The sequence below is a fragment of the Xenorhabdus vietnamensis genome (assembly GCF_002127535.1).
Lineage (GTDB): Bacteria > Pseudomonadota > Gammaproteobacteria > Enterobacterales > Enterobacteriaceae > Xenorhabdus > Xenorhabdus vietnamensis.
Window position 1 is genome coordinate 1 of record NZ_MUBJ01000003.1, and the last position, 23,290, is coordinate 23,290.

General features: G+C 42.1%; 20 protein-coding genes and 1 pseudogene. 8 read left to right on the plus strand and 13 right to left on the minus strand.

The window, feature by feature from the left end:
- The first annotated feature begins 96 nt into the window (after nt 1-96).
- Nucleotides 97-2,010, plus strand: coding sequence for a TonB-dependent receptor domain-containing protein (locus tag Xvie_RS04045; protein ID WP_086108084.1), 1,914 nt, complete (start codon nt 97-99; stop codon nt 2,008-2,010).
- Nucleotides 2,011-2,107: 97 nt separating this feature from the next.
- Here the strand turns inward: Xvie_RS04045 and frdD are convergent, their stop codons facing one another.
- From frdD to frdA, 4 genes are read right to left on the minus strand one after another with little or no spacing between them, the layout of a single operon-like run.
- Nucleotides 2,108-2,461, minus strand: a complete 354-nt coding sequence (gene frdD / locus Xvie_RS04050; RefSeq protein ID WP_086108085.1) for a fumarate reductase subunit FrdD — start codon at nt 2,459-2,461, stop codon at nt 2,108-2,110.
- A gap of 16 nt (nt 2,462-2,477) precedes the next feature.
- Entirely contained in the window at nt 2,478-2,873 is a 396-nt protein-coding gene (gene frdC, locus Xvie_RS04055) for a fumarate reductase subunit FrdC (protein ID WP_086108086.1), read from the minus strand.
- A 14-nt stretch (nt 2,874-2,887) separates the two neighbouring features.
- Nucleotides 2,888-3,622 carry a succinate dehydrogenase/fumarate reductase iron-sulfur subunit gene (locus Xvie_RS04060; RefSeq protein WP_086108087.1) on the minus strand — a complete coding sequence of 245 codons (735 nt, stop codon included), beginning with the start codon at nt 3,620-3,622 and terminating at the stop codon, nt 2,888-2,890.
- The gene (gene frdA, locus Xvie_RS04065) at nt 3,615-5,411 is read right to left on the minus strand and encodes a fumarate reductase (quinol) flavoprotein subunit (protein WP_086108088.1); all 1,797 of its coding nucleotides are present in this window, start codon (nt 5,409-5,411) and stop codon (nt 3,615-3,617) included. The genes Xvie_RS04060 and frdA overlap by 8 nt, the downstream gene beginning before the upstream one ends.
- Nucleotides 5,412-6,390: 979 nt before the next feature.
- Here frdA and Xvie_RS04070 point away from each other — a divergent pair.
- Nucleotides 6,391-6,711, plus strand: a complete 321-nt coding sequence (locus Xvie_RS04070) for a hypothetical protein (protein WP_086108089.1) — start codon at nt 6,391-6,393, stop codon at nt 6,709-6,711.
- A gap of 57 nt (nt 6,712-6,768) precedes the next feature.
- Nucleotides 6,769-7,116 (plus strand): hypothetical protein, encoded by a 348-nt coding sequence (locus Xvie_RS04075; RefSeq protein WP_086108090.1) that lies wholly within the window; start codon nt 6,769-6,771, stop codon nt 7,114-7,116.
- A gap of 2 nt (nt 7,117-7,118) precedes the next feature.
- Here Xvie_RS04075 and Xvie_RS21340 read toward each other — a convergent pair whose 3' ends face one another.
- Nucleotides 7,119-7,283 carry a hypothetical protein gene (locus tag Xvie_RS21340; protein WP_167376231.1) on the minus strand — a complete coding sequence of 55 codons (165 nt, stop codon included), beginning with the start codon at nt 7,281-7,283 and terminating at the stop codon, nt 7,119-7,121.
- A 222-nt stretch (nt 7,284-7,505) separates the two neighbouring features.
- On the opposite strand from Xvie_RS21340, the gene epmA reads away from it, so the two are divergent.
- Nucleotides 7,506-8,483: an elongation factor P--(R)-beta-lysine ligase gene (gene epmA, locus Xvie_RS04080; RefSeq protein WP_086108091.1), complete on the plus strand. Its 978-nt coding sequence runs from the start codon at nt 7,506-7,508 to the stop codon at nt 8,481-8,483.
- A 105-nt stretch (nt 8,484-8,588) separates the two neighbouring features.
- On the opposite strand, the gene glpQ is transcribed toward epmA, so the two are convergent.
- Both glpQ and glpT read right to left on the minus strand, forming a co-directional pair.
- Nucleotides 8,589-9,674 carry a glycerophosphodiester phosphodiesterase gene (gene glpQ / locus Xvie_RS04085; protein WP_086108092.1) on the minus strand — a complete coding sequence of 362 codons (1,086 nt, stop codon included), beginning with the start codon at nt 9,672-9,674 and terminating at the stop codon, nt 8,589-8,591.
- Nucleotides 9,675-10,277: 603 nt separating this feature from the next.
- The gene (glpT, locus tag Xvie_RS04090; protein ID WP_086108093.1) at nt 10,278-11,630 is read right to left on the minus strand and encodes a glycerol-3-phosphate transporter; all 1,353 of its coding nucleotides are present in this window, start codon (nt 11,628-11,630) and stop codon (nt 10,278-10,280) included.
- Nucleotides 11,631-12,612: 982 nt separating this feature from the next.
- On the opposite strand from glpT, the gene Xvie_RS04095 reads away from it, so the two are divergent.
- The 3 genes and pseudogenes from Xvie_RS04095 to Xvie_RS25105 all read left to right on the plus strand — a co-directional run.
- Nucleotides 12,613-15,780 carry an amino acid adenylation domain-containing protein gene (locus Xvie_RS04095; protein WP_086108296.1) on the plus strand — a complete coding sequence of 1,056 codons (3,168 nt, stop codon included), beginning with the start codon at nt 12,613-12,615 and terminating at the stop codon, nt 15,778-15,780.
- On the plus strand, nt 15,768-15,950 hold the full coding sequence (locus Xvie_RS04100) for an MbtH family NRPS accessory protein (protein WP_086108094.1): 183 nt from the start codon (nt 15,768-15,770) through the stop codon (nt 15,948-15,950). Before Xvie_RS04095 ends, Xvie_RS04100 begins: the two co-directional genes overlap by 13 nt.
- A 138-nt stretch (nt 15,951-16,088) precedes the next feature.
- Nucleotides 16,089-16,226 (plus strand): annotated as a pseudogene (locus tag Xvie_RS25105) (DUF4172 domain-containing protein); the annotation flags it as partial.
- Nucleotides 16,227-16,322: 96 nt separating this feature from the next.
- On the opposite strand, the gene Xvie_RS04110 reads toward Xvie_RS25105, so the two are convergent.
- Together Xvie_RS04110 and Xvie_RS04115 are read right to left on the minus strand one after the other, a co-directional pair.
- The gene (locus Xvie_RS04110; protein ID WP_086108096.1) at nt 16,323-17,423 is read right to left on the minus strand and encodes a glycerol dehydrogenase; all 1,101 of its coding nucleotides are present in this window, start codon (nt 17,421-17,423) and stop codon (nt 16,323-16,325) included.
- Nucleotides 17,424-17,634: 211 nt separating this feature from the next.
- The gene (locus Xvie_RS04115) at nt 17,635-18,300 is read right to left on the minus strand and encodes a 7-cyano-7-deazaguanine/7-aminomethyl-7-deazaguanine transporter (RefSeq protein ID WP_086108097.1); all 666 of its coding nucleotides are present in this window, start codon (nt 18,298-18,300) and stop codon (nt 17,635-17,637) included.
- Nucleotides 18,301-18,471: 171 nt separating this feature from the next.
- On the opposite strand from Xvie_RS04115, the gene tusA reads away from it, so the two are divergent.
- A complete protein-coding gene (tusA, locus tag Xvie_RS04120) occupies nt 18,472-18,726 on the plus strand; it encodes a sulfurtransferase TusA (protein ID WP_086108098.1) in 255 nt (84 codons plus the stop codon).
- 254 nt (nt 18,727-18,980) lie between these two features.
- Here the strand turns inward: tusA and Xvie_RS04125 are convergent, their stop codons facing one another.
- The 4 genes from Xvie_RS04125 to rsmD form a co-directional block, all read right to left on the minus strand.
- The gene (locus Xvie_RS04125; RefSeq protein WP_086108099.1) at nt 18,981-21,260 is read right to left on the minus strand and encodes a zinc/cadmium/mercury/lead-transporting ATPase; all 2,280 of its coding nucleotides are present in this window, start codon (nt 21,258-21,260) and stop codon (nt 18,981-18,983) included.
- Between the two features lie 206 nt (nt 21,261-21,466).
- On the minus strand, nt 21,467-22,093 hold the full coding sequence (locus tag Xvie_RS04130) for a lysoplasmalogenase (RefSeq protein WP_086108100.1): 627 nt from the start codon (nt 22,091-22,093) through the stop codon (nt 21,467-21,469).
- 228 nt (nt 22,094-22,321) lie between these two features.
- The gene (locus Xvie_RS04135) at nt 22,322-22,603 is read right to left on the minus strand and encodes a DUF1145 family protein (RefSeq protein ID WP_086108101.1); all 282 of its coding nucleotides are present in this window, start codon (nt 22,601-22,603) and stop codon (nt 22,322-22,324) included.
- 41 nt (nt 22,604-22,644) lie between these two features.
- Nucleotides 22,645-23,235, minus strand: coding sequence for a 16S rRNA (guanine(966)-N(2))-methyltransferase (gene rsmD / locus Xvie_RS04140; protein WP_086108102.1), 591 nt, complete (start codon nt 23,233-23,235; stop codon nt 22,645-22,647).
- Nucleotides 23,236-23,290 lie beyond the last annotated feature (55 nt).

Sequence of the window (23,290 nt, forward strand, 5' to 3'; positions counted from 1 at the left end):
CAGTACTCGCTTTCGAAAATCTAAGCTGTAGCCCATCTCATTTTATGCCTTGTCATCTTAGATTTAGATATTATGTCATATTAATATGATTTAGCTATAGATCAAAAAGTCAGCAAAAATGAAATAAAAGTCAGACAGCCACAAAGTGTGGGAGAAATATTAAAGAATGTTCCTGGAGTACAAGCAGGTCACCCTAGCGCTATAGGACAACGTTTTAAAATTCGTGGCATGGATGATCAATTCATCAATGTGACCATTGATGGCGCAAGACAAGAAGGATATCACTTCCATCATTCGGGGAACTACGGCATAGATCCTGAAATGTTAAAGCAGATTGATATCAAGGTTGGTAGTAACAGTATTACCTACGATACAGGTGCGATTGCTGGTGCGTTAAAATTTGAAACAGTCGATGCTGACGATTTATTAGAGCCAGGCCAATTATTCGGCGCCAAAGGAAAATTAAACTACTCAAGCAATGGTGATGAATTCCAACAATCTTTGGCGACCTATGGCAGATTGGGCGCTGTTGATTTATTAGGTTACTTTACCCATCGCAATATGCACGACTCTAAATCTGGCAGAGATAATATAGGGAGAGATTCAATCCCGACAGATGGAAGGTTATTCAACTATTTATTAAAAGCTAAATTTAATCTGACTGATGAGCAATATATTAATGTATCGAAAGAACATTATAAAAATGATGCAGTAACCAATCATAGATTAAATTTTGGTAATGATGTCGGCCCTAAAATAAATAATGGGAATAAAGCGAAGTATGTTATCGATCGCGATACCCATAATATCACTTACGGGTATGCGCCCGTTGATAACGATCTTATTGATTTAAAAATATCCGCTTATCATACGGAACAAACCTCTACCCATATGAAATCTGTAAGCGGAAATGGGAAAGGGTTCGATAGTATTGTTGAAACTCAAGGTATTAAAGTTCGTAATACCTCTAGTTTTGACACTCAGAAGCTATCCCATGCTTTAACTTATGGGTATGAATATTTTGATACCAGAATGAGATTCACTGATGTCAAAGAGAATGCTAATAATAAAGAGGTAGAAAAAGGAAATTCATCTTCTGTTTATTTAGAGGATGATATTCGACTTGCTGATTTCCATGTTATACCTGGTATCAGATGGGATCACTATAAGTACCATACGATTAATGAACAGAATGAGCCTTTTGAAAGAACTTATTCTCATTTCTCAAAAGCACTCGGATTGAAATACGAGCTTGGGGCGTCCACAACATTATTTGCCAACTATACCGAACTCTTTAGAGGCCCATCAGGAAAAGAATTGGGTATGGGATTAAGCAACCATAATAATAACCTGACAGCCACTACCGGTTACAACTTAGAAACAGGTTTGGCGGGTTCTTATTCTAGTGTTTTTGCTGACAATGACTCGCTGGCTGTATCAGGTAAAGTATTCCAGACGAATTTTAAAAACCTGTCTACAACTTTAGCTAAGAGTGAATTGAATAATCTCTCAAAAGCCAGACTGGAAGGATTTGAATTAGCGACCGGCTATAAACTGGGTAATTTGTCCTTAAAAACGACTTACGCTAAGGTCGATAACAAGATTATTCAAGGTAATGAACTTATTAACAAAGCATTTACCAACGGGTTAGAGTTCACGCCATCAATCGGTGATTCTATTTCTGTAGGTGGTAGTTACCTATTTGACAAAACTGACGTTGAACTTGGTTGGAATACTCGCTTTGTTCTGTCAAAAAATTCAAAAGGTAAGAAACAAAACGATAAGAAAGAAGACATTATTGCAGATGTACATAAATCTGGATATGGCGTAAGTAATATGTATATCTCTTGGGCACCAAAATCAGGTGTATTTAAAAATGCAGAACTCCAGTTTGGTATCGATAATGTCTTCGACAAACGTTACAACGAACACTCTTACTATTTGAATACTACACGAGGACAAGAAGAGAAAGGCCGCACATATAAAGCGACAATTTCTTATAAATTCTGATAAAAATGCTTTAAATACCTTTCGTAACAAGTCTGCGGATAAACCGCAGACTTTTCCCAAGATTGTTTGCCGATTATCGCAATTACAGTTATTACAATTACAGAGTAAAAACCCCAATCAAGGCAACAACACTCAAAATCGCGGCAGTACCATAAAATACCCACTTACTGGCAGGAACATGAATTTGCAGATCGTGCATTCCGTGGTGGATACGGTGCATTCCGCACCACAAAGGCAGGCAGATCATCAGTAGCAAAAAAATACGACCAATAAAACTTTGGCAAAATGTCAGGATACGCTCATAAGAAAGCGCTTCTGACGCCAAACCGAATGGTATCAGAATGCCCAGCAGCAAAATAATTGCAGGGCCAACAATAGCGCTCCACATCCCGCCGGCACCGAACAGGCCCCAAAAAATTGGTTCATCGGAACGCTTAGGTACTTGATTCATCAGATCCTCCTTGGGGTTAGAGAAACAATGCAACGCCGAGAATCACGACGGTAGCAATAATGGTGGTTGCCCATAGCAGCTTGATAATCGGACCGGGGGGAATTTTCTCATTTTTGACGATGATATTGAGAGCCTTCGGAGCCAGCTCAAACCATGTTTTTGTATGCAGCAAGGTTGCCAGCAGGGTGATGATATTAATCAACAGCACAGCAGGGTGCTGCAAGAAAGAGACAAATCCCGCCCAGCTTTCCGGGCCATCTTTCAGGGCAAACACACCGTAAAGCACCAGTAAGCTGAACCAAACAGTAGGGACAGATGTGCCTTCGCGTAGCATATAAAAGCGATAAACCCCCAGTTTCTGCCACCAATTATCTTCCATGCCACGTACATAAGGTTTGCGTTTTGTCGTCATTACTCTTCCCTCCCTTATTGTGGTTTCAGTATGGAGATAATGAAATCTTTGGCACTTTCTGCTTTGCTTTGCTGAATGGCCCCCGCTGGATCAACATGCTTCGGGCACACTTCAGAGCAGTAACCAACGAAAGTACAAGACCAGACTCCATTGTCACTGTTGATTTGCGGCATACGTTCTTTTTTGCCGTGGTCGCGGTTATCAAGGTTATAGCGGTGTGCCAATGTGACAGCAGCAGGCCCAATAAACTCAGGATTCAAGCCAAATTGAGGACAGGCGGCGTAGCAAAGGCCACAGTTGATACAACCGGAAAATTGGTGGTATTTTGCCATCTGGGCTGGCGTCTGCACATTCGGGCCATCGGCCGGTTTGCGATCATTGCCGATAATATAGGGCTTGATGGCTTCCAGACTCTCAATAAAGTGAGTCATATCCACCACTAAATCCCGCTCGATTGGAAAATTGCCCAGTGCTTCGACTTTCATTCCTTGGGCATAATCACGTAGAAATATCTTACATGCCAGTTTCGGTACTCGGTTTACCATCATGCCGCAAGAACCACAGATTGCCATGCGGCAAGACCAGCGGTAGGAAAGGTCTGGCGCCAGATTGTCCTTGATGTAACCTAATGCGTCCAGTAGTGAAGTCTGCTCGTCATAAGGCACTTCATAAGTGACGAAGTGGGGTTCACTGTCAATTTCCGGGTTATAGCGCATGACTTCCATTTTCAGGTTTTTCATCTCAGCCATTCGCTTGCTCCTTCTGTTGTTTCTCTTGTGCAGCCGCTTCGCCCCCATATACCCGCTTCGCTGGTTGAGATTTGGTGATCTTCACGTCACTGTATTCCAGTTGTGGGGCACCTTCAGAATTATAGAAGGCCAGCGTATGCTTCAAGAAATTCTCATCGTCACGTTCGGTACAACCCTCATCAAGACGCTGATGGGCACCACGTGACTCTTTGCGGTTAATCGCAGAGTGCGCCATACATTCAGCGACATCCAAACCAAAGCCTAATTCAATGGTGTAAAGCAGATCAGTATTGAATACGCTGGAATGGTCGCTGATTCCGATGTGCTTGAAACGCTCTTTCAATTCGGCAATTTTGTCGGTGGTTTTCTGCATCAATTCTGATGTACGGTAAATACCGCAGCCTTCTTCCATTGAAGTTCCCAGTTCATCACGAATTTTCGCCCAGCTTTCACCACCTTTCTGGTTCAGCAGCTGATTGAGTTTATCTTCGACATCACGGGCTTGGGCATCCAGTGCGTTATTATTGGCGGGTTTCACTTCCTTAATCTGTTTGACCGCTTCTTCACCAGCCAGACGACCAAACACAACCAGCTCAGCCAGAGAGTTAGAACCGAGGCGGTTTGCACCATGCAGGCCGATAGAAGAACATTCCCCAATCGCAAACAGCCCTTTGATGCGGGTCTCACATTGCTGATTAGTTTCGATGCCGCCCATGGTGTAATGTGCAGTTGGGCGAACAGGAATTGGCTCTTTGACCGGATCAACACCGACATAGGCTTTTGCCAGCTCACAGATAAACGGCAGACGTTCGAGCAATTTTTTCTCACCCAAATGGCGTAAATCCAGATGTACCACATCACCGCGCGGAGTTGCGATAGTGCGTCCTGCACGCCATTCATGCCAGAATGCTTGAGACACTTTGTCGCGCGGACCTAATTCCATATATTTGTTTTCAGGATGTCCGAGAGGCGTTTCTGGCCCCAACCCATAATCCTGTAGATAACGATAGCCATCCTTGTTCACCAGAATCCCGCCTTCACCGCGGCAGCCTTCAGTCATCAAAATGCCGGAACCGGGCAGGCCTGTCGGGTGATACTGCACAAATTCCATATCGCGCAATGGGACTCCGTGACGGAATGCGATTCCCATGCCATCACCAGTGACAATGCCGCCATTGGTATTGTAACGGTATACGCGACCGGCTCCGCCTGTTGCCATAATGATTACATTGGCGCGGATCTGAACTTTCGTTCCTTCCATCATATTCAGCGCCACCAATCCACGTGCTTCTCCTTCATCTACCAAAATATCGAGGACAAAATGCTCATCAAAGCGCTGGATTTGCGGGTACTTGAGGGATGTTTGAAATAGCGTATGGAGCATATGAAAGCCGGTTTTATCGGCGGCAAACCACGTGCGTTCAATTTTCATACCGCCAAAACGACGTACATTCACAGAACCATCTTCTTTGCGGCTCCATGGACAGCCCCATTGTTCCAGTTGGATCATTTCCGTCGGGCAATGTTTGACGAAATACTCAACCACATCTTGTTCGCACAGCCAGTCACCACCGGATACCGTGTCATTGAAGTGAAAGTCATAGGAATCGTGCGATTGAGTGACTGCGGCTGATCCACCTTCTGCGGCTACAGTATGGCTACGCATAGGATAAACTTTTGAGAGCAAGGCGATTTTAAGTTGAGGATTGGCTTCCGCAGCAGCGATGGCAGCTCGTAGCCCTGCTCCACCAGCTCCGATAATCGCGAGGTCGACATTGAAGGTTTGCACTGCTCTTCTCCATTGTTCAAGTGTGGGTTCAAACGAAATAACTCAAAAAAACAGTTACAGGAACAGTTGTGCGTTATCACTCATCAGTTTCTTTATCTTTGCCATATCGAAGTGATGTTTCTTATTATTTATCATGGTGTTATTCATAGTGACGTTTTGGATTGCTTTCTATACTTTAACAATAGAAGTTCACTATCTGTTACTTTTTGTATGGTTTAATTATAGCGAATAGTATCGGGGATAATTTTGATGTGAATGCGTATTTTGTGGGATTTTCTCTGTAAAACATGATCTGAGACATGTTTTTACTGATTAGCATGATGTATGCCATGGTGAAAAAATAATTTATTAATAAAAGTAAGATATAAACACATTGTTGTGATTAATAAACGGTTTTTTTGGAAAAATAACCAGTTTAAATGTAATTTAAATGAAAAATATTTATTAAATGAATTAGTTAATGATTTTATGAGATTTTATTATATATCTAAATCAAGTTTTATATATGAGATTTTTTAATAAAATTATGAATCAAAATAAAATGTTTTTTATTTTATTAATGTAATTATGTAGTTTAGTCATTAAACATGGGTTTTGAATATTTTTGACATATACAAGATCATAAACTAACGTATATATACTTTGCTTGTGATTTGTTTTACCGTGATTGCAATTTATTTTACCGATGTGTTGAGTGTTAAATAAATATTGTGTTTTTATTACCAGCTTCGGTTGGAGATATAATAATTTTCTTAAATAATAGCAAGAAAATTCTTGTGTAATCAGAGAATAATATTTTATATGTACTCTACATGAGGAATGACCACCCACTGTAGTAGGTGAAATTTATTTTCACTTAATTGATGTTTATATCATCAATGGTATTTTTATTATAAATAGTGTTTTTATTATCAATTGAGAGTTAAATGTCTGCTGGATTTTATTTTTTATATAAATAATTATTTTAAGGAATAATCATATGAATATCAAAGAGAAATCAGCTTTAGCAAATACATCAAAAAGTGATGTATATTACAACGTGAAAATTCTTAGGTTGCAGATTTTCAGTCGGGAAGATAGAAGTAGTGGTGTTAAAGTGACAGTGCATCATGAAGATTATAATTATCTTTTTTATGAACTAGCACATCCTGATCAGGAAATAGGCGGAATTGCAACATACGCAGGGTTACTGGAATCTTTACTCAAAGGGCATAAAGTAAAAATAAAAGCTACTGGATATCATGGTGATCAAGTCGTTGGTTACATTTCAGGTATTGTAGTTGATAAAAATAATTTTTGACTAATTCACTTCTAAAAAAATCATTATTAAATAAAAATTAGTTAAAGGAGTAATCATATGAGCAGCAATGATAAATCAGTATCAGATAAAGTACGACAAGACAATGATACAACTATTTATAACGCAAAAATTACTGGGTTGGAGACTGATGTTGTATCTAGTAATGTTGAAGTAAAATTTATGGACTCACACGGACAGCATTATGAAAAATTTTATCTCGCATATCCTGAAAAGCAGATAGGTGGAGGAGGAATATATATCACATTACTATTAGCTTTAGATAATTCATTTCCTGTATCATTAGAACTCACCAAATATCTTTCACCTGAAGGAATTCGTTATATTTCAGGTGCTATGCTTGAAACTTCGGATGCACCACCTGATCCGCATCCTGCTTGGGGTTAAGGTTAAAACCATTTTTCCACTTTCCATTGTTTTTGGATCCAAATAGAATATTCTGGCATTTGGACATGGATGTCCATCTTATTCCACAGAACCACAACAAGAATTAAAAATTCTTTTATAGAAATCAAATTAATCTGATTTTTTGATTTTCTTGCTGATGCTTTCATTGTTATGTTGCCATTTATCTCCGACAAAATTAGATAAAATGTTTACCAAAACTTTATTTTTATGTCTTATTATTTTTCATAAATATTTCATACATAGATGAGGAGATTCCAGTCGCTTGTATTGCAGAGAATAGTCGTTCACCAATATAATATTGAAAATTTGTCTGGCAGGCTTGATGCAGGTAAACTGCGCGTTTTGTTTTATTTTGGAGTCATAGCAACATGAACGAGGTCGCGAATTGGCAGCCAAGTGCCCCTATCGCCAATTTATTGAAAAGGGCGGAGATTCTAATAGAAATACGGCGCTTTTTCGCAGAACGTGGGGTGTTGGAAGTTGAAACGCCTGCCATGAGTCAAGCAACTGTCACCGACGTTCATCTGGTACCTTTCCAGACGCAGTACGTTGGGCCGGGAGCGGCAGATGGCTTGACTCTGTACCTGATGACTAGCCCTGAATACCACATGAAGCGTTTGCTGGCAGCCGGAAGTGGTTCCATTTATCAGATAGGGAAAAGTTTCCGTAATGAGGAAGCTGGTCGTCATCATAATCCAGAGTTTACCATGCTGGAATGGTATCGACCGCACTACGACATGTATCGCTTAATGAATGAAGTGGATGATCTGTTACAACAGATCCTGGATTGTGAAAGTGCTGAATCACTTTCTTACCAACAGGCTTTCATGCGCTATCTGGATGTTGATCCGCTTACTGCAAGCAAAGAAAAATTGCGTGAAGTGGCGGCGAAACTCGATCTCAGTAATATAGCTGATCAGGAAGAAGATCGGGATACTTTATTGCAACTGCTTTTCGTCATGGGCGTAGAAACTCATATCGGCATTGAAAAACCGACATTTATCTATCATTTTCCGACTTCTCAAGCTGCATTGGCAGAAATCAGTAAGGAAGATCACCGAGTTGCGGAGCGTTTTGAAGTTTATTTCAAGGGCATGGAGCTGGCGAATGGTTTTCGTGAACTGACGGACAGCGATGAACAGCGTCTTCGTTTTGAACAAGATAACCGTAAACGGGAAGCGATGGGGCTGCCTGTTCAGCCTATTGATGAATACCTGCTTGCTGCTCTTGCTCATGGTATGCCTGAATGCGCTGGCGTGGCATTGGGGGTGGATCGTCTGATTATGCTGGCATTGGGTGCTGATCGGATTAGTGAAGTTATTTCTTTTCCTGTGGGGATTTCGTGACAACATTATTTGTGTCATATATCCAGCTACGTTAGTCTCGATTGGGGCAGTCCAAGACTGCCCCTTTGTTTTTACATTATTTGGCTTTTACATTATCTGCATTAATTATTTATGTTCGTGATGTTTTTTCAGAAACTTCACTGCCAAATCAGGGAAATCTGTGAATGCGCCATCGACATTAGCTTTGTTGAAAATAATATCGAATAATTGGTCACCGCTGGTGGCATATTTCGGTAATTGATCGACACGGATGGTGTACGGGTGTACCACCAAATGGCTGGCGTGAGCCTCTTTCACCATGCTGGTCAACTTAATGTTGTTTGGCTTAGAGTCATTGCTGATAAGCATATGATAATCAGGGCCAATCCCATCAGCATATTTTGCCACTTCTTTCATTGCATCAGGTTTAAACATCCAGTCATAGCTATAATTTTGCCATGTACCATCTGGTTTTTGTTCATAAGTTTCCTTCCAGTCGGTATAAGCAATAAGCTGAACCAGTTTCAGATCCATTCCCAGTTTTGGTTCTAGCTCATTTTTGATGCGTTTGAGTTCATTGGCATCAAAGCATTGCAGGTAAACTTTATCGCTCTTTTTGGTGTAGCCATATTGTTTCAGGACTTCCAGCACCTTACTTGTGATATCTTTGCCTTCCTGACGATGGAACCACGGTGCTTTGATTTCAGGATAGATACCAATGTTTTTACCCGTAGATTTATTCAGACCCTGAATAAATTCAAGTTCTTCCTGAAAGGTGTGAATGTGGAAATCTGATTTTCCCATCGGGAAACGCCCAGGATAGCTTTGGATTTTTTTACCATCCTTGATATCAAAACCTTCAGTAAATTTCAGTGATTTAATTTCTGGCAGGGTAAAGTCGATGGCATAATAGCGACCGTCAGTACGGGCGCGGTTTGGAAAACGTTCTGCGACATCCGTTACGCGATCAAGATAATGATCGTGTAATACAATGAGCTGGTCATCTTTAGTCATTACCAGATCTTGCTCGAGATAATCAGCACCTTGTGCATAGGCCATTGCTTTGGCGGGTAATGTATGTTCAGGCAAGTAACCGCTGGCGCCACGATGGGCGATAACTATCTTATCGTTATCAGCAGTAGCATACGCAATGCCTGACATTGATGATGCTAACAGAATACCTGCCATGATTGCCTTGTTGGGGGTCTGCATTGGGATTCTCCATATATTCTAATAAAAATCTTAAACAAGAAATTATACTACTTATCGTTTCACTGATTTTTTGCCATCAGCCAGAAGAATAGGGTGATTATTCAGATTGCTTTTTATATAAAATAATAACGTAATACAATCATGAATATTGATTTTACCAGCAGTATGTCACAGTTTTATGACATAAAAATTTTTCTTTAGATTCTGTTTATGATTAGCCTGATCCTATCTGTTATTAAATGAACAAAATTATAAGATAGAATCGCTTTTTTTATATTTAAATAATAGTCAAATAGTCACTAATGGATAGGGAGGAAGTTAATTATATTCACGATACAAACAGTGCTGCTTTGTCAGGTGTTTTTCGGTTTGGTGCCGTTACTATCAATGAAAGATTTAAGGAGTACAAATATGTTTACTTCCAGATTAACAATGTCGTACTTATTTATGTGAATCCGTGAGGCGAAAGAAAGCAATATATTTGTCAATGTATAATATGCTTAACTATTTTTATTTCAAACGTTCAGTATTACTAATGAAATCGCAGTGCAATAATCTTACACTGCGATTGATATAGTTATTAATTAGTGTCTTTTTGTTATGTCATTGACCTTGACGGGCAATTTCCTGTTTGTGTTTATTTTCACTTAACATGACAAACAAAAGCAGGATAACAGAGAGGGCGCTACCACCGATCATGACCATAAAGCCGCCGTCCCAGCCAAAGAAATCAACGGTGTAACCAACAATGATACTGGCTGCAACTGAGCCACCCAGATAGCCGAATAAACCGGTAAAACCTGCTGCTGTCCCTGCCGCTTTTTTCGGTGCCAGTTCCAGAGCGTGCAGTCCGATCAGCATGACTGGGCCGTAAATCAGGAAGCCGATAACCAGCATACAGAGCATATCGATGTTCGGGTTACCTGCAGGGTTCATCCAGAATACAATAGTCGCGATAGTAACGAGTACCATGAAGAACACGCCAGTTGCACCACGGTTACCTTTGAACACTTTGTCAGACATCCAGCCACACAATAACGTACCTGGAATACCCGCATACTCATACAAGAAGTAAGCCCAGGAAGATTTATCCATGGCAAAGTGTTTTACTTCCTTCAAGTAAGTTGGTGACCAATCAAGAATACCGTAGCGCAGCAAGTATACGAATACGTTGGCAATTGCGATCATCCACAGTAATTTGTTTGGCAAAATGTACTGCATGAAAATTTCTTTTGCTGTCAGTTCTTTTTCGTTTTTGTCTGTGTAGTCTGGTGGATAGTCGTTTTTGTATTCTTCGATTGGCGGTAAGCCACAGGATTGTGGTGTATCGCGCATTAAGGCGAAAACGATTATTGCCACGAGAATCGCTGCAAATGCTGGCATATAAAACGCGGCTTTCCAGTCATTGAACCAAGCCATACCCAGCATGAACAGTAATGGTGGAATGCCTCCGCCAACGTTATGAGCACAGTTCCAGACTGAAACAATGCCGCCACGCTCTTTCTGTGACCACCAATGAACCATGGTGCGCCCACAAGGAGGCCAGCCCATACCTTGGAACCAACCGCAGAGGAACAGTAGGACGAACATGATGGCAATACTGGACGTCGCCCATGGTACAAAGCCCATAAACAACATAACTGCTGCTGCCAATATCAAACCAGCAGGTAAGAAAATACGCGGATTCGAGCGGTCGGAAACAGAACCCATGATGAATTTTGAGAATCCGTATGCAATTGAAATACCTGATAGTGCGAAGCCAAGATCTCCTTTAGAAAAACCTTGTTCGGCTAAAGCAGGCATGGCTAGAGCAAAGTTTTTTCTTACTAAGTAGTAAGCCGCATACCCAAAGAATATTCCTATAAAAATTTGCCAGCGCAAGCGACGATAGAGTGGATCTATTTCTTGTGCAGGCAGTCGGGCTTTATGAGATGCCGGCTTGAAAATACTTAACATATTTGTCTCCACATGACTTCTGTATGAGCGAATCACCACCATTGAGCAGTGATGGTGTTAAACGAAAAATTTTAACTGTTTATTTTCTATATCGAAGGAAATATTAGCTAAAACGACCTTTTATAACTGTGAGTTATCGCCAACATATAAATTTAATTCTGTAAAGTTAACTATTTTGAGTGACTTAGTACTTTTTTAAAATGTAATTTATATTACATTATCGTGATAATCATCACAATAAATAGCTTTACTTATTTTTTTGTACGTTTAAAGTTCGTTTTTATTCTCTATCAAACAAAATCTCAATCAAATAAAAGCTTATTTTTATTAGGGGATTTTACTGATGTAGGTACCATAAAATCATATAAATGTAACCCACATAAATATTACTTTTATAACTGTAATCTAATTAATGGATGGACAGCATTTTTCTATCTGTTGTTTTTAACAGATCGTACTATTTATCTTATGGTGTTATTTAAATAATATTTTCATTTATTCATGTGATTTACTTTTTATTTACATGTCTTGCGTTTTTTATAACGCGGTTACAAATAAAATGTTTGAAATTGAAATTCAAAATAATGGATATTACTACAAATAGTTATTCATGCTCATCACAGCAGTTTTTAAGCAGGGTTGAATGACTATTTTCGCAGTAAACAACAATAATATCAATTGGTTAAGGTCAATGGTTACGGATTGTATAGGCGTAATACACTCTGTCTTCCAATTAATGACTAGCTTTATATAAGTTGATTATTTAATTAATAAAATATTACAAATTAATACTAATTAATATATTTAGTAAATTTGCAAGAAACTTTTGCAATTTATTTTTCTGATTCAGTTAATGTCAACGTAAGGTATTTGAAAATACTGCATGTAGGCAACGGCTGAAAGATAACGACTACCAGCATTGATGCCTCCATTCATCATAAAAAGTGATGAAATCAATGGGGCTCAGAATGAGAGCATCATTATGAATACTTACACACACAAGGCAATATTACACACAGCATTTACTACTGGGCAAAAAAATTCTTCTGCTGTTGAAACTGAATTTAATAGTAATATCAGTCAGATAACAGCAGAGCTAGAACCGTGGTTTCAAAACGTTCCTTCTCGATTGGCTGAGCTGGCAAAGAGTATACCAAATGACATAGCTGTTTCTGATCCACATGAAACGTTGACATTTGGTGAATTAGATCAGCGAATTGAGAGTGTGGCACATGTTTTGCGTCACCACGGTGCCAAAATGGGTAGCAATGTTGCCATTGCGGCCCAGCGGGGTATTTCATGGTTTGTGACCATGCAGGCAATTTGGCGAATTGGGGCGGTGTATATCCCCCTGAATACCATGATGCCGGAAAAGCGCCTGAATGATATTCTCGCCAGTCTGCCGGAAAGTATTCTGGTATCAGATGATACTGTGTCGGCGGGGCTTAAGGCGTCAATATTAATTCCTATGGACACTATCTTAAATAGCAGTACTCCAGCCAAAGCAGCAGAGAATAGCGATATCCCTGCGCTGGGTGATCATCCTGCTTATGTGATGTTCACTTCTGGCTCTACAGGATTGCCAAAAGCGGTACAAGTACAGCATGACAATTTGGCTGCTTGCCTATGCGGATTCGGCAAGTTGTTGTCAATCAGTCAGCGTGACCATATGTTGGCGTTGACAACGTTCTCTTTTGATATCTCCGTTCTGGAACTACTGCTGACTGTAGTTCATGGTGGCAGTATCTATATCGCTTCGATTGATACTCAACGTGATGCAATGGCGTTGTCTAAGATACTGTCGAATCCAAAATTCACTTTTGCCCAAGCAACACCAGTGACTTGGTCAATGGCCCTGAATGCCGGCTGGAAGCCTCGCCCGAAAATGGGCATGCTGTGCGGAGGAGAAGCGTTGTCACAAGATCTGGCAGATCAACTGACAGCGACCGGAGGTACATTATGGAACGTCTACGGCCCTACGGAAACAACCATCTGGTCAACCGCATACCGCATGAAAAAAGGCGATAAAGTTCAATTGGGTGGCCCTATTCCGGGCACCAGTATTACGATTGTGGATAAACACCTGAGACCGGTTCCAAAAGGAACTGTGGGAGAAATTCTCATCGGTGGATTGGGTGTGACCGCAGGTTATCGCAATAATCCAACTGAAACGGCCAAAAGATATGTCCCCGATATGGCACAAGAAGGTAAAAGGGCCTATTTGACGGGAGATATGGCACGTATGCTTGAAGATGGCTCCCTCATCTATATGGGGAGACAAGATGATCAAGTGAAAGTACGAGGATATCGAATCGAATTAGGTGAGATAGAAATTGCATTGAGAAAACAAAATGGCGTACAGGATGCCATTATCCGAGTCGCTGGCAGTGGTGATTTTGCCAAGATCCAAGCGTTTATATTGTTCAATCCCAATATGGTCTTACCGGAGGACTGGGTACGTGAGACTCAAGTTTCTCTCAGAGAAGTACTGCATGAAGCCTGGACACCTGCTGAATATTACCGTATCCCTTATATTCCTCTGACAAGCAGTGGCAAAAGAGATAAAAAGCGGTTGGAAGAAGTTGCGGAACGACTAAATGCCAGTCATAACATAGTACAACCACAAACTGAAACTGAAAAACATGTTTATAGTATTTGGAGTAGCTTACTGGCGACGGATTTATTTGGTATTACTGACGATTTCTTCCAAATCGGGGGGCATTCTATCCTTGTCGCCCGCATGGTAGAACACATTGAAAAAGCGTTTTCAATGAGGATTCCGATTTCCGGTATCTATGTTGAGCCGACAGTTGCCAGAATAGCATCTATTTTGGATGAAATGATGGCTGCACGTCAGGCAAACCCTGCTCAGCTCGCAGGAGCATACCATAGTGAAGCGTTAATTCAGCAGCATGCTGAGACACTCAAGAATGACGTTTACCTGAAAGAAGGGGTTCGTCCTGATGGGCTGGTTCATGCCAATTGGTATCAGCCCGCCAAAGTATTACTGACAGGAGCGACCGGATATCTTGGGCTGCATTTGCTGGAGCAAATACTGAAACAAACTTCGGCCAGAGTGATTTGTTTGTGCCGTGCATCTGATGCGGAACATGCTCGTGAAAGAGTCAAGGCCGGATTCAAAAATTACCACATTGATGTAGGTAACAGGCTTAACCGTGTAGATTTTGTTATCGGTGATTTGGGACAACCTCGTTTTGGTTTATTGCCGGAATCATGGACACAATTGGCAGAAGAGGTTGATGTTATTTACCACAACGGAGCACTGGTTAATTTCATCTATCCTTATAGTGCCTTGAAAAGCATTAACGTTGATGGTACCAGAACAGCACTGGAACTGGCCTGTACTGCACGCTTGAAACATTTTCACTATGTTTCTTCTGTAAACGCACTGTTTGCCACAGAATCACCTCGCCCTTATATGGAAGATGATCGTGCCATGAGTGAGTCAGTTCGTGATCCTTCCGGTTATTCGGGAAGTAAATGGGTATCTGAGGGGATCATCAATATTGCCCGTCAAAGAGGTGTTCCCGTCAGTATTTACCGGCCGGGGTTGATCCTCGGGCATACCCGTACAGGTGCAGCACAGGGGAATGATTATCTGATTGCATCCTTGAAAGGCTATCTGGCAATGGGTTTTTATCCTGACCATGCTCTGTTGTTGGATATCGTGCCGGTGGATTATGTGGCGGCTTCATTGATACATATCTCAAGACAGCCGGAATCCAATGGCAAATTCTTTAACCTGTTTAACCCGGAACAGGTGTCTATCCGGCAATTTTTCGACTGGGTGCAGGATTTTGGTTATATCCTCAACCCTGTACCATTTAATGAGGGTAAAGATAAGATCCTTGCACTAGATGATACTCACCCATTGTATCCCTTGATTCCGTTGATCAGAGATATGACAGAAAGACCTTATCGTGCGTTAGATCCGGATTATATTGATGAAATCCATCCTGAATTGGAGCTAAAAAATACACTGGCAGGGTTGGCGGGAAGTGATATCCGTTGCCCAATAATTACTTCGGAGTATGTGCATCAGGTATTACGTTACCTGATTGGCATTGGATTCTTGCCGGCTGCTCTTTCAGAAAGTTTCAAAAAGGAGGCAATAGCATGGAACGGTTAACCGGAAATGATGCCATGAATTGGATGGTTGTCATTAATGATAAAAAGCAATATTCAGTCTGGCCTGTTGAGTATGAGATCCCGATGGGATGGATAGCAATCAGCAGGACAGGAACAAAAGAAGAATGCTTGAGCCATATCGTTAAAATTTGGCCGGAGCCAACAAAATAGATATCGCTGATTGACATAGTTAAGCAAATTATGGGCATATCCTTACGGGATATGCCCATTTTCTATTTGCACCTGCCAGCAATTTTTCACGGTTGGCACCGTGTTGATCAAAGCCAATTGAGTCAGGAGCAAATACAGGAGCAAATAAAAGTATTGAATAGCATGTTGGATGGTGATTTTCAGCAAGGTATCAATAATAGCCAGTATCAGAAAATTGCTAAAGTTAGTCGTGCAACTGCGAGCCGACATTTAAAACATCTAATAGGCTCCGTATAAAAAAGTGGAAGATTAATTGAGATAAATCTTTAGGGCGAGAATTTCCCGCCCTGCAACCGCTGAATGATTTTCACAATCACATATTTTCACAATAACTTAATACAGCCAATCTTTGCCCATTCGGTCTGTGGCCAGTATCGCGGCGTAAACCTGATCTGGTGTCACAGCAAATGGCATATTGTGAATGGTTTCACCTTCGGCACAGCTTGCGATGGCGACTTGCATGATTTTCTGATTCAGTTTTTCATTATCACGTAAGCCCAATTGTTCCAGTGTGACTGGCAGGCCTACTTGTACACAGAAATCGAGTACTGTTTCCAACTCTTCACTTGGGCTATTTTCCAATATCAATTGTGTCAGAGTACCAAACGCGACCTTTTCGCCGTGATAGAGATGATGACATTCTTCCAGCACGGTGAAACCATTGTGGATGGCGTGAGCTGCTGCCAGACCTGCACTTTCAAAACCAATGCCGCTGAGATAAGTATTCGCCTCAACAATGTTTTCAACCGCGGGTGTACTAACACCTGCTTCGACTGCCAATTTTGCTTTGTAACCTTCTGCCAGTAAGGTGTCATAACACAGTTTTGCCAACGCCAGACCAGTGGTGGAGGTTGCCCCGCCAGCCATGGTCGGTTTGTGGGCTGCACTGCTGGCTCTCGCTTCAAAGTAGGTAGCGAGTGCATCTCCCATGCCTGCAACAAGTAGGCGAACTGGCGCCTTGGCGATGATATTGGTATCCATCAGTACGATATTTGGATTTTGTGGATATAACCGATAACTGTCGAATTCACCGAGTTCAGTGTAGAGGACAGAAAGGGCACTGGTCGGTGCATCCGTTGAAGCAAGGGTTGGAGAAATAATCACAGGTATTTTGGATTCGTATGCAACAGCTTTGGCAGTATCAAGCGTTTTTCCTCCCCCGATCCCGATGACAGCCTGACATTGATGCTTCAACAAAATGGCAGACAATCTATGGATCTCGCTGCGGCTGCATTCACCGTTGAAAAGCTCGAAATGGCTGGTGATTTCGTGCTCTTCTAGGCTTTTGCTGACGGTATCCCCAATAAGGTTCATGACGAAATTATCAGCAATCACGAAGACATGGTCAGCAAGCATTTTGGTGTATCGACCAATGTGGGATAACGCACCTGGCCCTTGGATATATTTGGATGGAGACTGGATCACTTTCAGCATAAGAAATATTCCTTCTTCACTGGAAATTAGGCATGGAGTGTCACAATACTGGCATGGAGCAGGCTACGAACAGTTTCATACCAAAGTCTGTGTTTACCTGTCCATCAACACTATACGGCAAAATGTATAGATAAGTTATGAGTAAAAGCAGGGAATGGGTGATTTACGAGGAAAAACGGAAGACTCCCCCGATTAGGGGGAATCGTCATTATTAGGCTTTGGCTGGGGTTTTATCTGCCGTTTGGGCGAAAAAGAATTTCAGTATTAAATTCAACATAATGCCATAAGCAGGCAGGAAGAAAAGCATGCAGATAAACAGCTTGAAAGCGTAATCCACCAAAGCAATTTCTACCCAATGCGTTGCCATAAATGCATCAGTACTGTGGTAAAACGCGATAAAGAAAAAGGCCAGTGTATCGAGCATATTACCGAAAAACATGGCAGCAGCCGGAGCTATCCACCAGCGACTTTTTTGGCGCAGACGATTGAAGACACCAACATCCAATATTTGGCCGAGCACATAAGCCATAAAGCTAGCTGTTGCAATGCGGGCAACAAACAAATTAAAGGTTCCCAATGTTTCAAATCCCTGCCATGTTCCCTGGAAAAACAAAGCGGAAATCAAATAAGAGATCAGCAATGCCGGTAGCATGACGGAAATGATTATCCGGCGTGCCAGAGGGGCCCCATAAATACGTACAGTCAGGTCAGTCGCTAAAAAGATAAAGGGAAATGTAAATGCTCCCCAAGTGGTATGGAAACTAAAAATGGAGATGGGTAATTGCACCAGATAGTTACTGGAAGTGATGATCAGAATGTGGAAAAGCGACAGCCAGATCAATGCCGCAGCCCGCTGTTGCGCAGTCAGTTGGAACATCATATTGTACCTTTTTGGTGGCTGGGGTGAGGGAACCCAAAAAATCAATGCACCTGAAGATCAGGTGGCCGGATCATACGCGCGTCGCGCAATAAAAGTAAAGTACGGTAGTTGACGATATTTTGTAATATAATCGATTGTCATAGATTGTTTGAACCTACAGAGATTGTTATGTCCGATGCTTTCGCCAACCCCGACAAAACGCTTGATACGTTGGGATTACGTTGCCCAGAGCCAGTAATGATGGTGCGCAAGGCAGTCCGCCATATGGCTGCTGGTCAGACGTTGTTGATCATTGCGGATGATCCTGCGACAACCCGTGATATTCCGGGGTTTTGTCGCTTTATGGATCATGCCCTGATCGCTCAGGAGACAGGACAAACTCCTTATCGTTACCTGCTCAGGAAAAGCGAAAATTCTGTTTAACCAAGAAAATATTATGTAATTGACTGGCAGAAAAAAGAAGCCGTGCTAGGCTTCCAATATGGCATTTAGTCAATTATCACCTCACTGGATGCCATATTTCTTTTTTCCTTAATAGCATTCTTTATGTATTTGTAATTTTGAAAAGGTGCGGAGCATTAGCAGCACCTTTTCAGTTTATTAATTTTTTCTTGTTAATTACCTTCGTTACTTTTCCGTTTGCCTGCTTATGGCGATGCAGATTGAAACTCCGTTTACTATTTCTGTGATTTGGCTCTCAACAGCCGAACTGCGTTCGCTGTTACTAGCGCAGTAGCTCCAGAATCAGCCAGAACTGCCATCCATAGTCCCGTAATACCCAATAGACTAGTGATAAGAAATACTGCCTTTAGGCCCAATGCAATAGTGATATTTTGACGAATGTTATAATGAGTTGTTCGGGACAGAGCGATAATTTCAGATAAACCCGTCAGTCGGTTATGTGTTAGGGCTGCATCGGCCGTTTCCAATGCAACATCGGTGCCGCTGCCCATAGCAACCCCTATGCTGGCGGCTTTCATGGCTGGAGCATCGTTGATGCCATCGCCGACCATCATAGTGCGATGCTTTTTATTCAGCTCAGTAACTGCTTTCACTTTATCTTCAGGTAACAATCCGGCGCGATAATCAATACCCAGCCGGTTAGCGATGGCTGCCGCAGCGCGGGAATTATCACCAGTCAGCATTACAGCTTCTATGCCTTGTTTTTTCAGAAGGCGGATAGCATCTATGGCATCTTGTCGCAAGGTATCTTGCATTGCTATCAATCCCATAAATTGCTTATCACGAGTGACTGCAACCGCTGTTTTTCCACTGTTTTCCAGCTCAGTAACTCTTTGTTTCCATTCCTCGGACAGTGTATTTTCCGGTAATCTACCCGGGGCTGCGACGAGAATTTTTTGCCCCGACAATTGCCCTTCAACTCCTATCCCAGCCAGTGCTTTACGATGTTCAGCTTCAACAATTGACACTTTTCTATTTTCTGCAGCATTCAGGATAGCTTTTGCTAATGGGTGATGGGAGCCGCTTTCTACAGCACCAGCCAGTGCCAGCAAGGTTTCTGCACTGATATTTTCTACGGGTTCAATTTCAGTAACCTGTGGTTTTCCTTCGGTCAACGTACCGGTCTTATCCAGAGCAATTGTGCTTACGGCACCAAGCTGTTCCAATGCTGCTCCACCTTTGATGAGGGAACCACGACGAGTTGCTGCGGCCAGTGCGGAAGTAATTGCGGCAGGCGTTGAGATGACCAAGGCGCAAGGGCAACCAATCAAAAGGAGGGTCAGGCCACGGTAGATCCAAGTTTCCCATGAGCCGGCAAAGAACAACGGTGGGATCAATACTACCAGTGCTGAGAACAATATAATCAAAGGAGTATAGACGCGACTGAATCGGTCGATAAAACGCTCAATCGGCGCACGACGCTCTTCAGCTTCTTCAATCAGTTGAAGGATGCGATCAATGGCGTTGTGACCGGGTTCAGAGATTACCCTCATCTGCACAGCACTGTCGACAGAAAGGCAGCCAGCAGCAACTTTTTCTCCCTGCTGTCGTTCAACCGGAACAGATTCACCGGTCAGGGCACTTTCATCGAAACTGGCAAATGGGCTGAGCAGTTCAGCATCGGTAGGCAAGCGGGCACCGGGTGCTATTTCAATGATATCGCCCGGGCGCAGATCAGGCGCTGATATAGTTTTCTTTTTCCCATCCTTAACCAGCAAGGCTTGATCAGGAACCAACGCCATCAAGGCACTAACGCCACGCCGGGCACGTCCGGCGGCGTAGGATTCCAATATTTCCCCTAATTTGAACAGGAGAATAACCATCGCAGCTTCTGCTGTGGCATTAATGAACAAGGCACCAATGGCAGCAACACTCATTAAAGTTTCAATGGCGAAGGGAGTACCGGAACGAATCAGTTTGATGGCTTTGGCAGCTACCGGATATAACCCAATTAGCGTAGTGATGATAAAAGCGATCTGCCCTGCGGGAGCATTGACCTTTGATATTCCCCAACTGGCAAACATCAGGGCAGCCAGAATGAGGATTGGGGAGAACGTTTTCCAGTGATTGACCGCTGGAGGCAGTTTAGATGCCGAATCCGTTTCCTTGATTTCAAAGCCAGCTTGTTTTACCGCTTGCTCGACGATGGTGCGAATATCAATATCAGCGTCAACCACCAGTTTCTCTGTTGTAAACAGAACCTTGACTTGCTTAGCTTCAGGTATTTTTTTCACGGCATTTTCGATCTTTCCTGCACAGCTTGGGCAATCCATGCCTTGAATAGTCCAATTAAAACGCTGTCTCGCCGTTAATTCGGAGGGAGCGTTATCCTGTACGGTATGTGCATGATCGTGTGAACAGTGTGCACTGCTATGTTCGTGAGAATGGTCATGTGAATGCTTACTCACATCATTGGCGACCCCCTGATATTCTTGCTTTTGGGAAGATAAAGAACTGTGCTGTGATTGCTTATGTTTTTGGGAAGCGGGTAACATAGGCGACCTCTCAAATAGAGTTAATGAAAATTAGTTTAGATTAACTCTACACTCTGGAGTGAACTCCAGAGTCAAATTCAATAAGAGGAATTCTTTTGATGATGTGTGCTATTGAATTTTGCGCTATTTAAGATGGATTCTCATCACCAACGCCCTTCCTCTTTATGTTCTTTGCTATCAATCTTTTGCCTGATAAGAGTAATCAATCACAAGAACAGTGAACGAATAATCAAAAAATGTCCGATAAAACCGCAGGCAGCGACAATCGCTTTTGACAGTTTAAAAGGGAAGCGATACTTATCAATGATGTTGATACTATGTGCAAGGAGTAGCAGGATAGTGCCAGCTATGATGGAAAACCGGCTTGCATTGCTGAGTGAAAAATATTGTTCTCCGGCAACCCAAACCATCAACAGTGCCATAATGAAGCTATCTACCACCCGCCAACGCATATTATCCAGACGAGTCCAGACTGTTAACATGACCACAATGCCTACGAACAGCAAGATCAACGGAAGTGGGAAAAAGAAATTGAAGCCCATATGTAAGGCAAAACTGACGGTGTATAACAAGTAACTCAGGAACAGTGTGATGAATGAGAAGAGTAAATACTTACTGGGGAGCATGCGGAGTGAATCAGAGATCAGTGCAGTAAGTAGGCCAGCAATAATGAAATAACCTGAAACTTCAAGATTGGGTGCCTGCCAAGCCCATAACAACAGAAGCAGCATGGTGACGGGGCGAAAAATCCATTGCTGCCAGTAGGTGCCACGATAGGCAGCATCAATATATAGCCACCCAGAGAAAAACACAGCAAGAAATGGCCAACTCATATTTTTCCTTTCCTTAATGTTGAATGCCCGTTTTATCAGGCAATTTTATTTATGCTAGGGTTGGTACGGAGAGTATCTTGATTGACATTAATTCGTTATTAACGAATTAATAAAGTTTTATTATCAAAAGTAAAGAACGTCAATGAGTAATTATGCGAATTACTCATTAACGATATTTGGTTTATCTCCAACAGGAAGAAAACAGCATGGGACACTGGGTACGGGAAGCTACTTTTCCTTCCGTTGTTTCTCTTTTTGTTGTTTTTTCTGCCAAGCCAGTAGTTCAAAAACTCCGAAAAAGAAGATCTTGGTCTGGAGAAAACCAGACAGTTTTTGATCTTTGGGTTGGGAGTTTTTCAGTAGAAGCAACTGAAAAGCATGCATAATGAGCGTAAAGACCATTGCAATATCCATAAAGTATTTCAATGGCTTAGGGAATGGATGCAATAAATTGAAGATCATGATACCCCAAACTAAGATCATGATCCCTTTTCCTAATTGAATAAACATCATCGACTCCGAAATCGTATTTAAGCAGTTCAGGCATCATATTACTGGTGGCGAATATACAGTCGGTAAGCAACTTGCCCTGCGATTTTTTCCCGATGCAGCTTCCAGTTTGAAGGAACTTCTGTTGCAGCAGATTCTGCCTCTGCTTCAACATAAATCCAACTTTCTTCTGCCAGCCAGCCATTGGGTTCCAATAAATTGATTGTTTCAGCCAACATACCTTTACGGAATGGGGGATCGAGGAAAACCACATCAAATGGTGTCCCTGTGTCGTTGAGGGATTCGTTGAGGTATTGTAGTGCATTACCTTGTACCACATCAGCATTTTCAGCTTTCAGTAGGGCCAGATTAGCTGATAGCTGTTTCGCCACATTGCGGTCATATTCAATTAAGGTCGCGTGGCTTGCATAACGTGACAAAGCCTCAAATCCAAGTGCTCCGCTACCTGAAAAACAATCCAGACAACGAGCTTCCTGAATTTTTGGCATCAGCCAGTTAAAAAGTGTCTCGCGAACCCGATCTGTTGTTGGGCGCAGGCCGTCACTATCAGGAACCGGCAATTTTCTCCCGCGCCATTTTCCGCCAATAATGCGGATTTGTCCTAAAGACGCGCGCTGTGGTTTTTTAGTCATAATTTACATAGCTTAAATATTTGTCATCCGATGCTATTAAATAATACCTGGCGGA

Bases quoted from the DNA above. Each gene is read 5' to 3' on its own strand.
- frdD (WP_086108085.1), bottom strand. From the start codon at position 2,461: ATGAATCAAGTACCTAAGCGTTCCGATGAACCAATTTTTTGGGGCCTG.
- frdC (WP_086108086.1), bottom strand. From the start codon at position 2,873: ATGACGACAAAACGCAAACCTTATGTACGTGGCATGGAAGATAATTGG.
- Xvie_RS04060 (WP_086108087.1), bottom strand. From the start codon at position 3,622: ATGGCTGAGATGAAAAACCTGAAAATGGAAGTCATGCGCTATAACCCG.
- Xvie_RS04070 (WP_086108089.1), top strand. From the start codon at position 6,391: ATGAATATCAAAGAGAAATCAGCTTTAGCAAATACATCAAAAAGTGAT.
- Xvie_RS04075 (WP_086108090.1), top strand. From the start codon at position 6,769: ATGAGCAGCAATGATAAATCAGTATCAGATAAAGTACGACAAGACAAT.
- Xvie_RS21340 (WP_167376231.1), bottom strand. From the start codon at position 7,283: ATGAAAGCATCAGCAAGAAAATCAAAAAATCAGATTAATTTGATTTCT.
- epmA (WP_086108091.1), top strand. From the start codon at position 7,506: ATGAACGAGGTCGCGAATTGGCAGCCAAGTGCCCCTATCGCCAATTTA.
- glpQ (WP_086108092.1), bottom strand. From the start codon at position 9,674: ATGCAGACCCCCAACAAGGCAATCATGGCAGGTATTCTGTTAGCATCA.
- glpT (WP_086108093.1), bottom strand. From the start codon at position 11,630: ATGTTAAGTATTTTCAAGCCGGCATCTCATAAAGCCCGACTGCCTGCA.
- Xvie_RS04095 (WP_086108296.1), top strand. From the start codon at position 12,613: ATGAATACTTACACACACAAGGCAATATTACACACAGCATTTACTACT.
- Xvie_RS04100 (WP_086108094.1), top strand. From the start codon at position 15,768: ATGGAACGGTTAACCGGAAATGATGCCATGAATTGGATGGTTGTCATT.
- Xvie_RS04110 (WP_086108096.1), bottom strand. From the start codon at position 17,423: ATGCTGAAAGTGATCCAGTCTCCATCCAAATATATCCAAGGGCCAGGT.
- Xvie_RS04115 (WP_086108097.1), bottom strand. From the start codon at position 18,300: ATGTTCCAACTGACTGCGCAACAGCGGGCTGCGGCATTGATCTGGCTG.
- tusA (WP_086108098.1), top strand. From the start codon at position 18,472: ATGTCCGATGCTTTCGCCAACCCCGACAAAACGCTTGATACGTTGGGA.
- Xvie_RS04125 (WP_086108099.1), bottom strand. From the start codon at position 21,260: ATGTTACCCGCTTCCCAAAAACATAAGCAATCACAGCACAGTTCTTTA.
- Xvie_RS04130 (WP_086108100.1), bottom strand. From the start codon at position 22,093: ATGAGTTGGCCATTTCTTGCTGTGTTTTTCTCTGGGTGGCTATATATT.
- Xvie_RS04135 (WP_086108101.1), bottom strand. From the start codon at position 22,603: ATGTTTATTCAATTAGGAAAAGGGATCATGATCTTAGTTTGGGGTATC.
- rsmD (WP_086108102.1), bottom strand. From the start codon at position 23,235: ATGACTAAAAAACCACAGCGCGCGTCTTTAGGACAAATCCGCATTATT.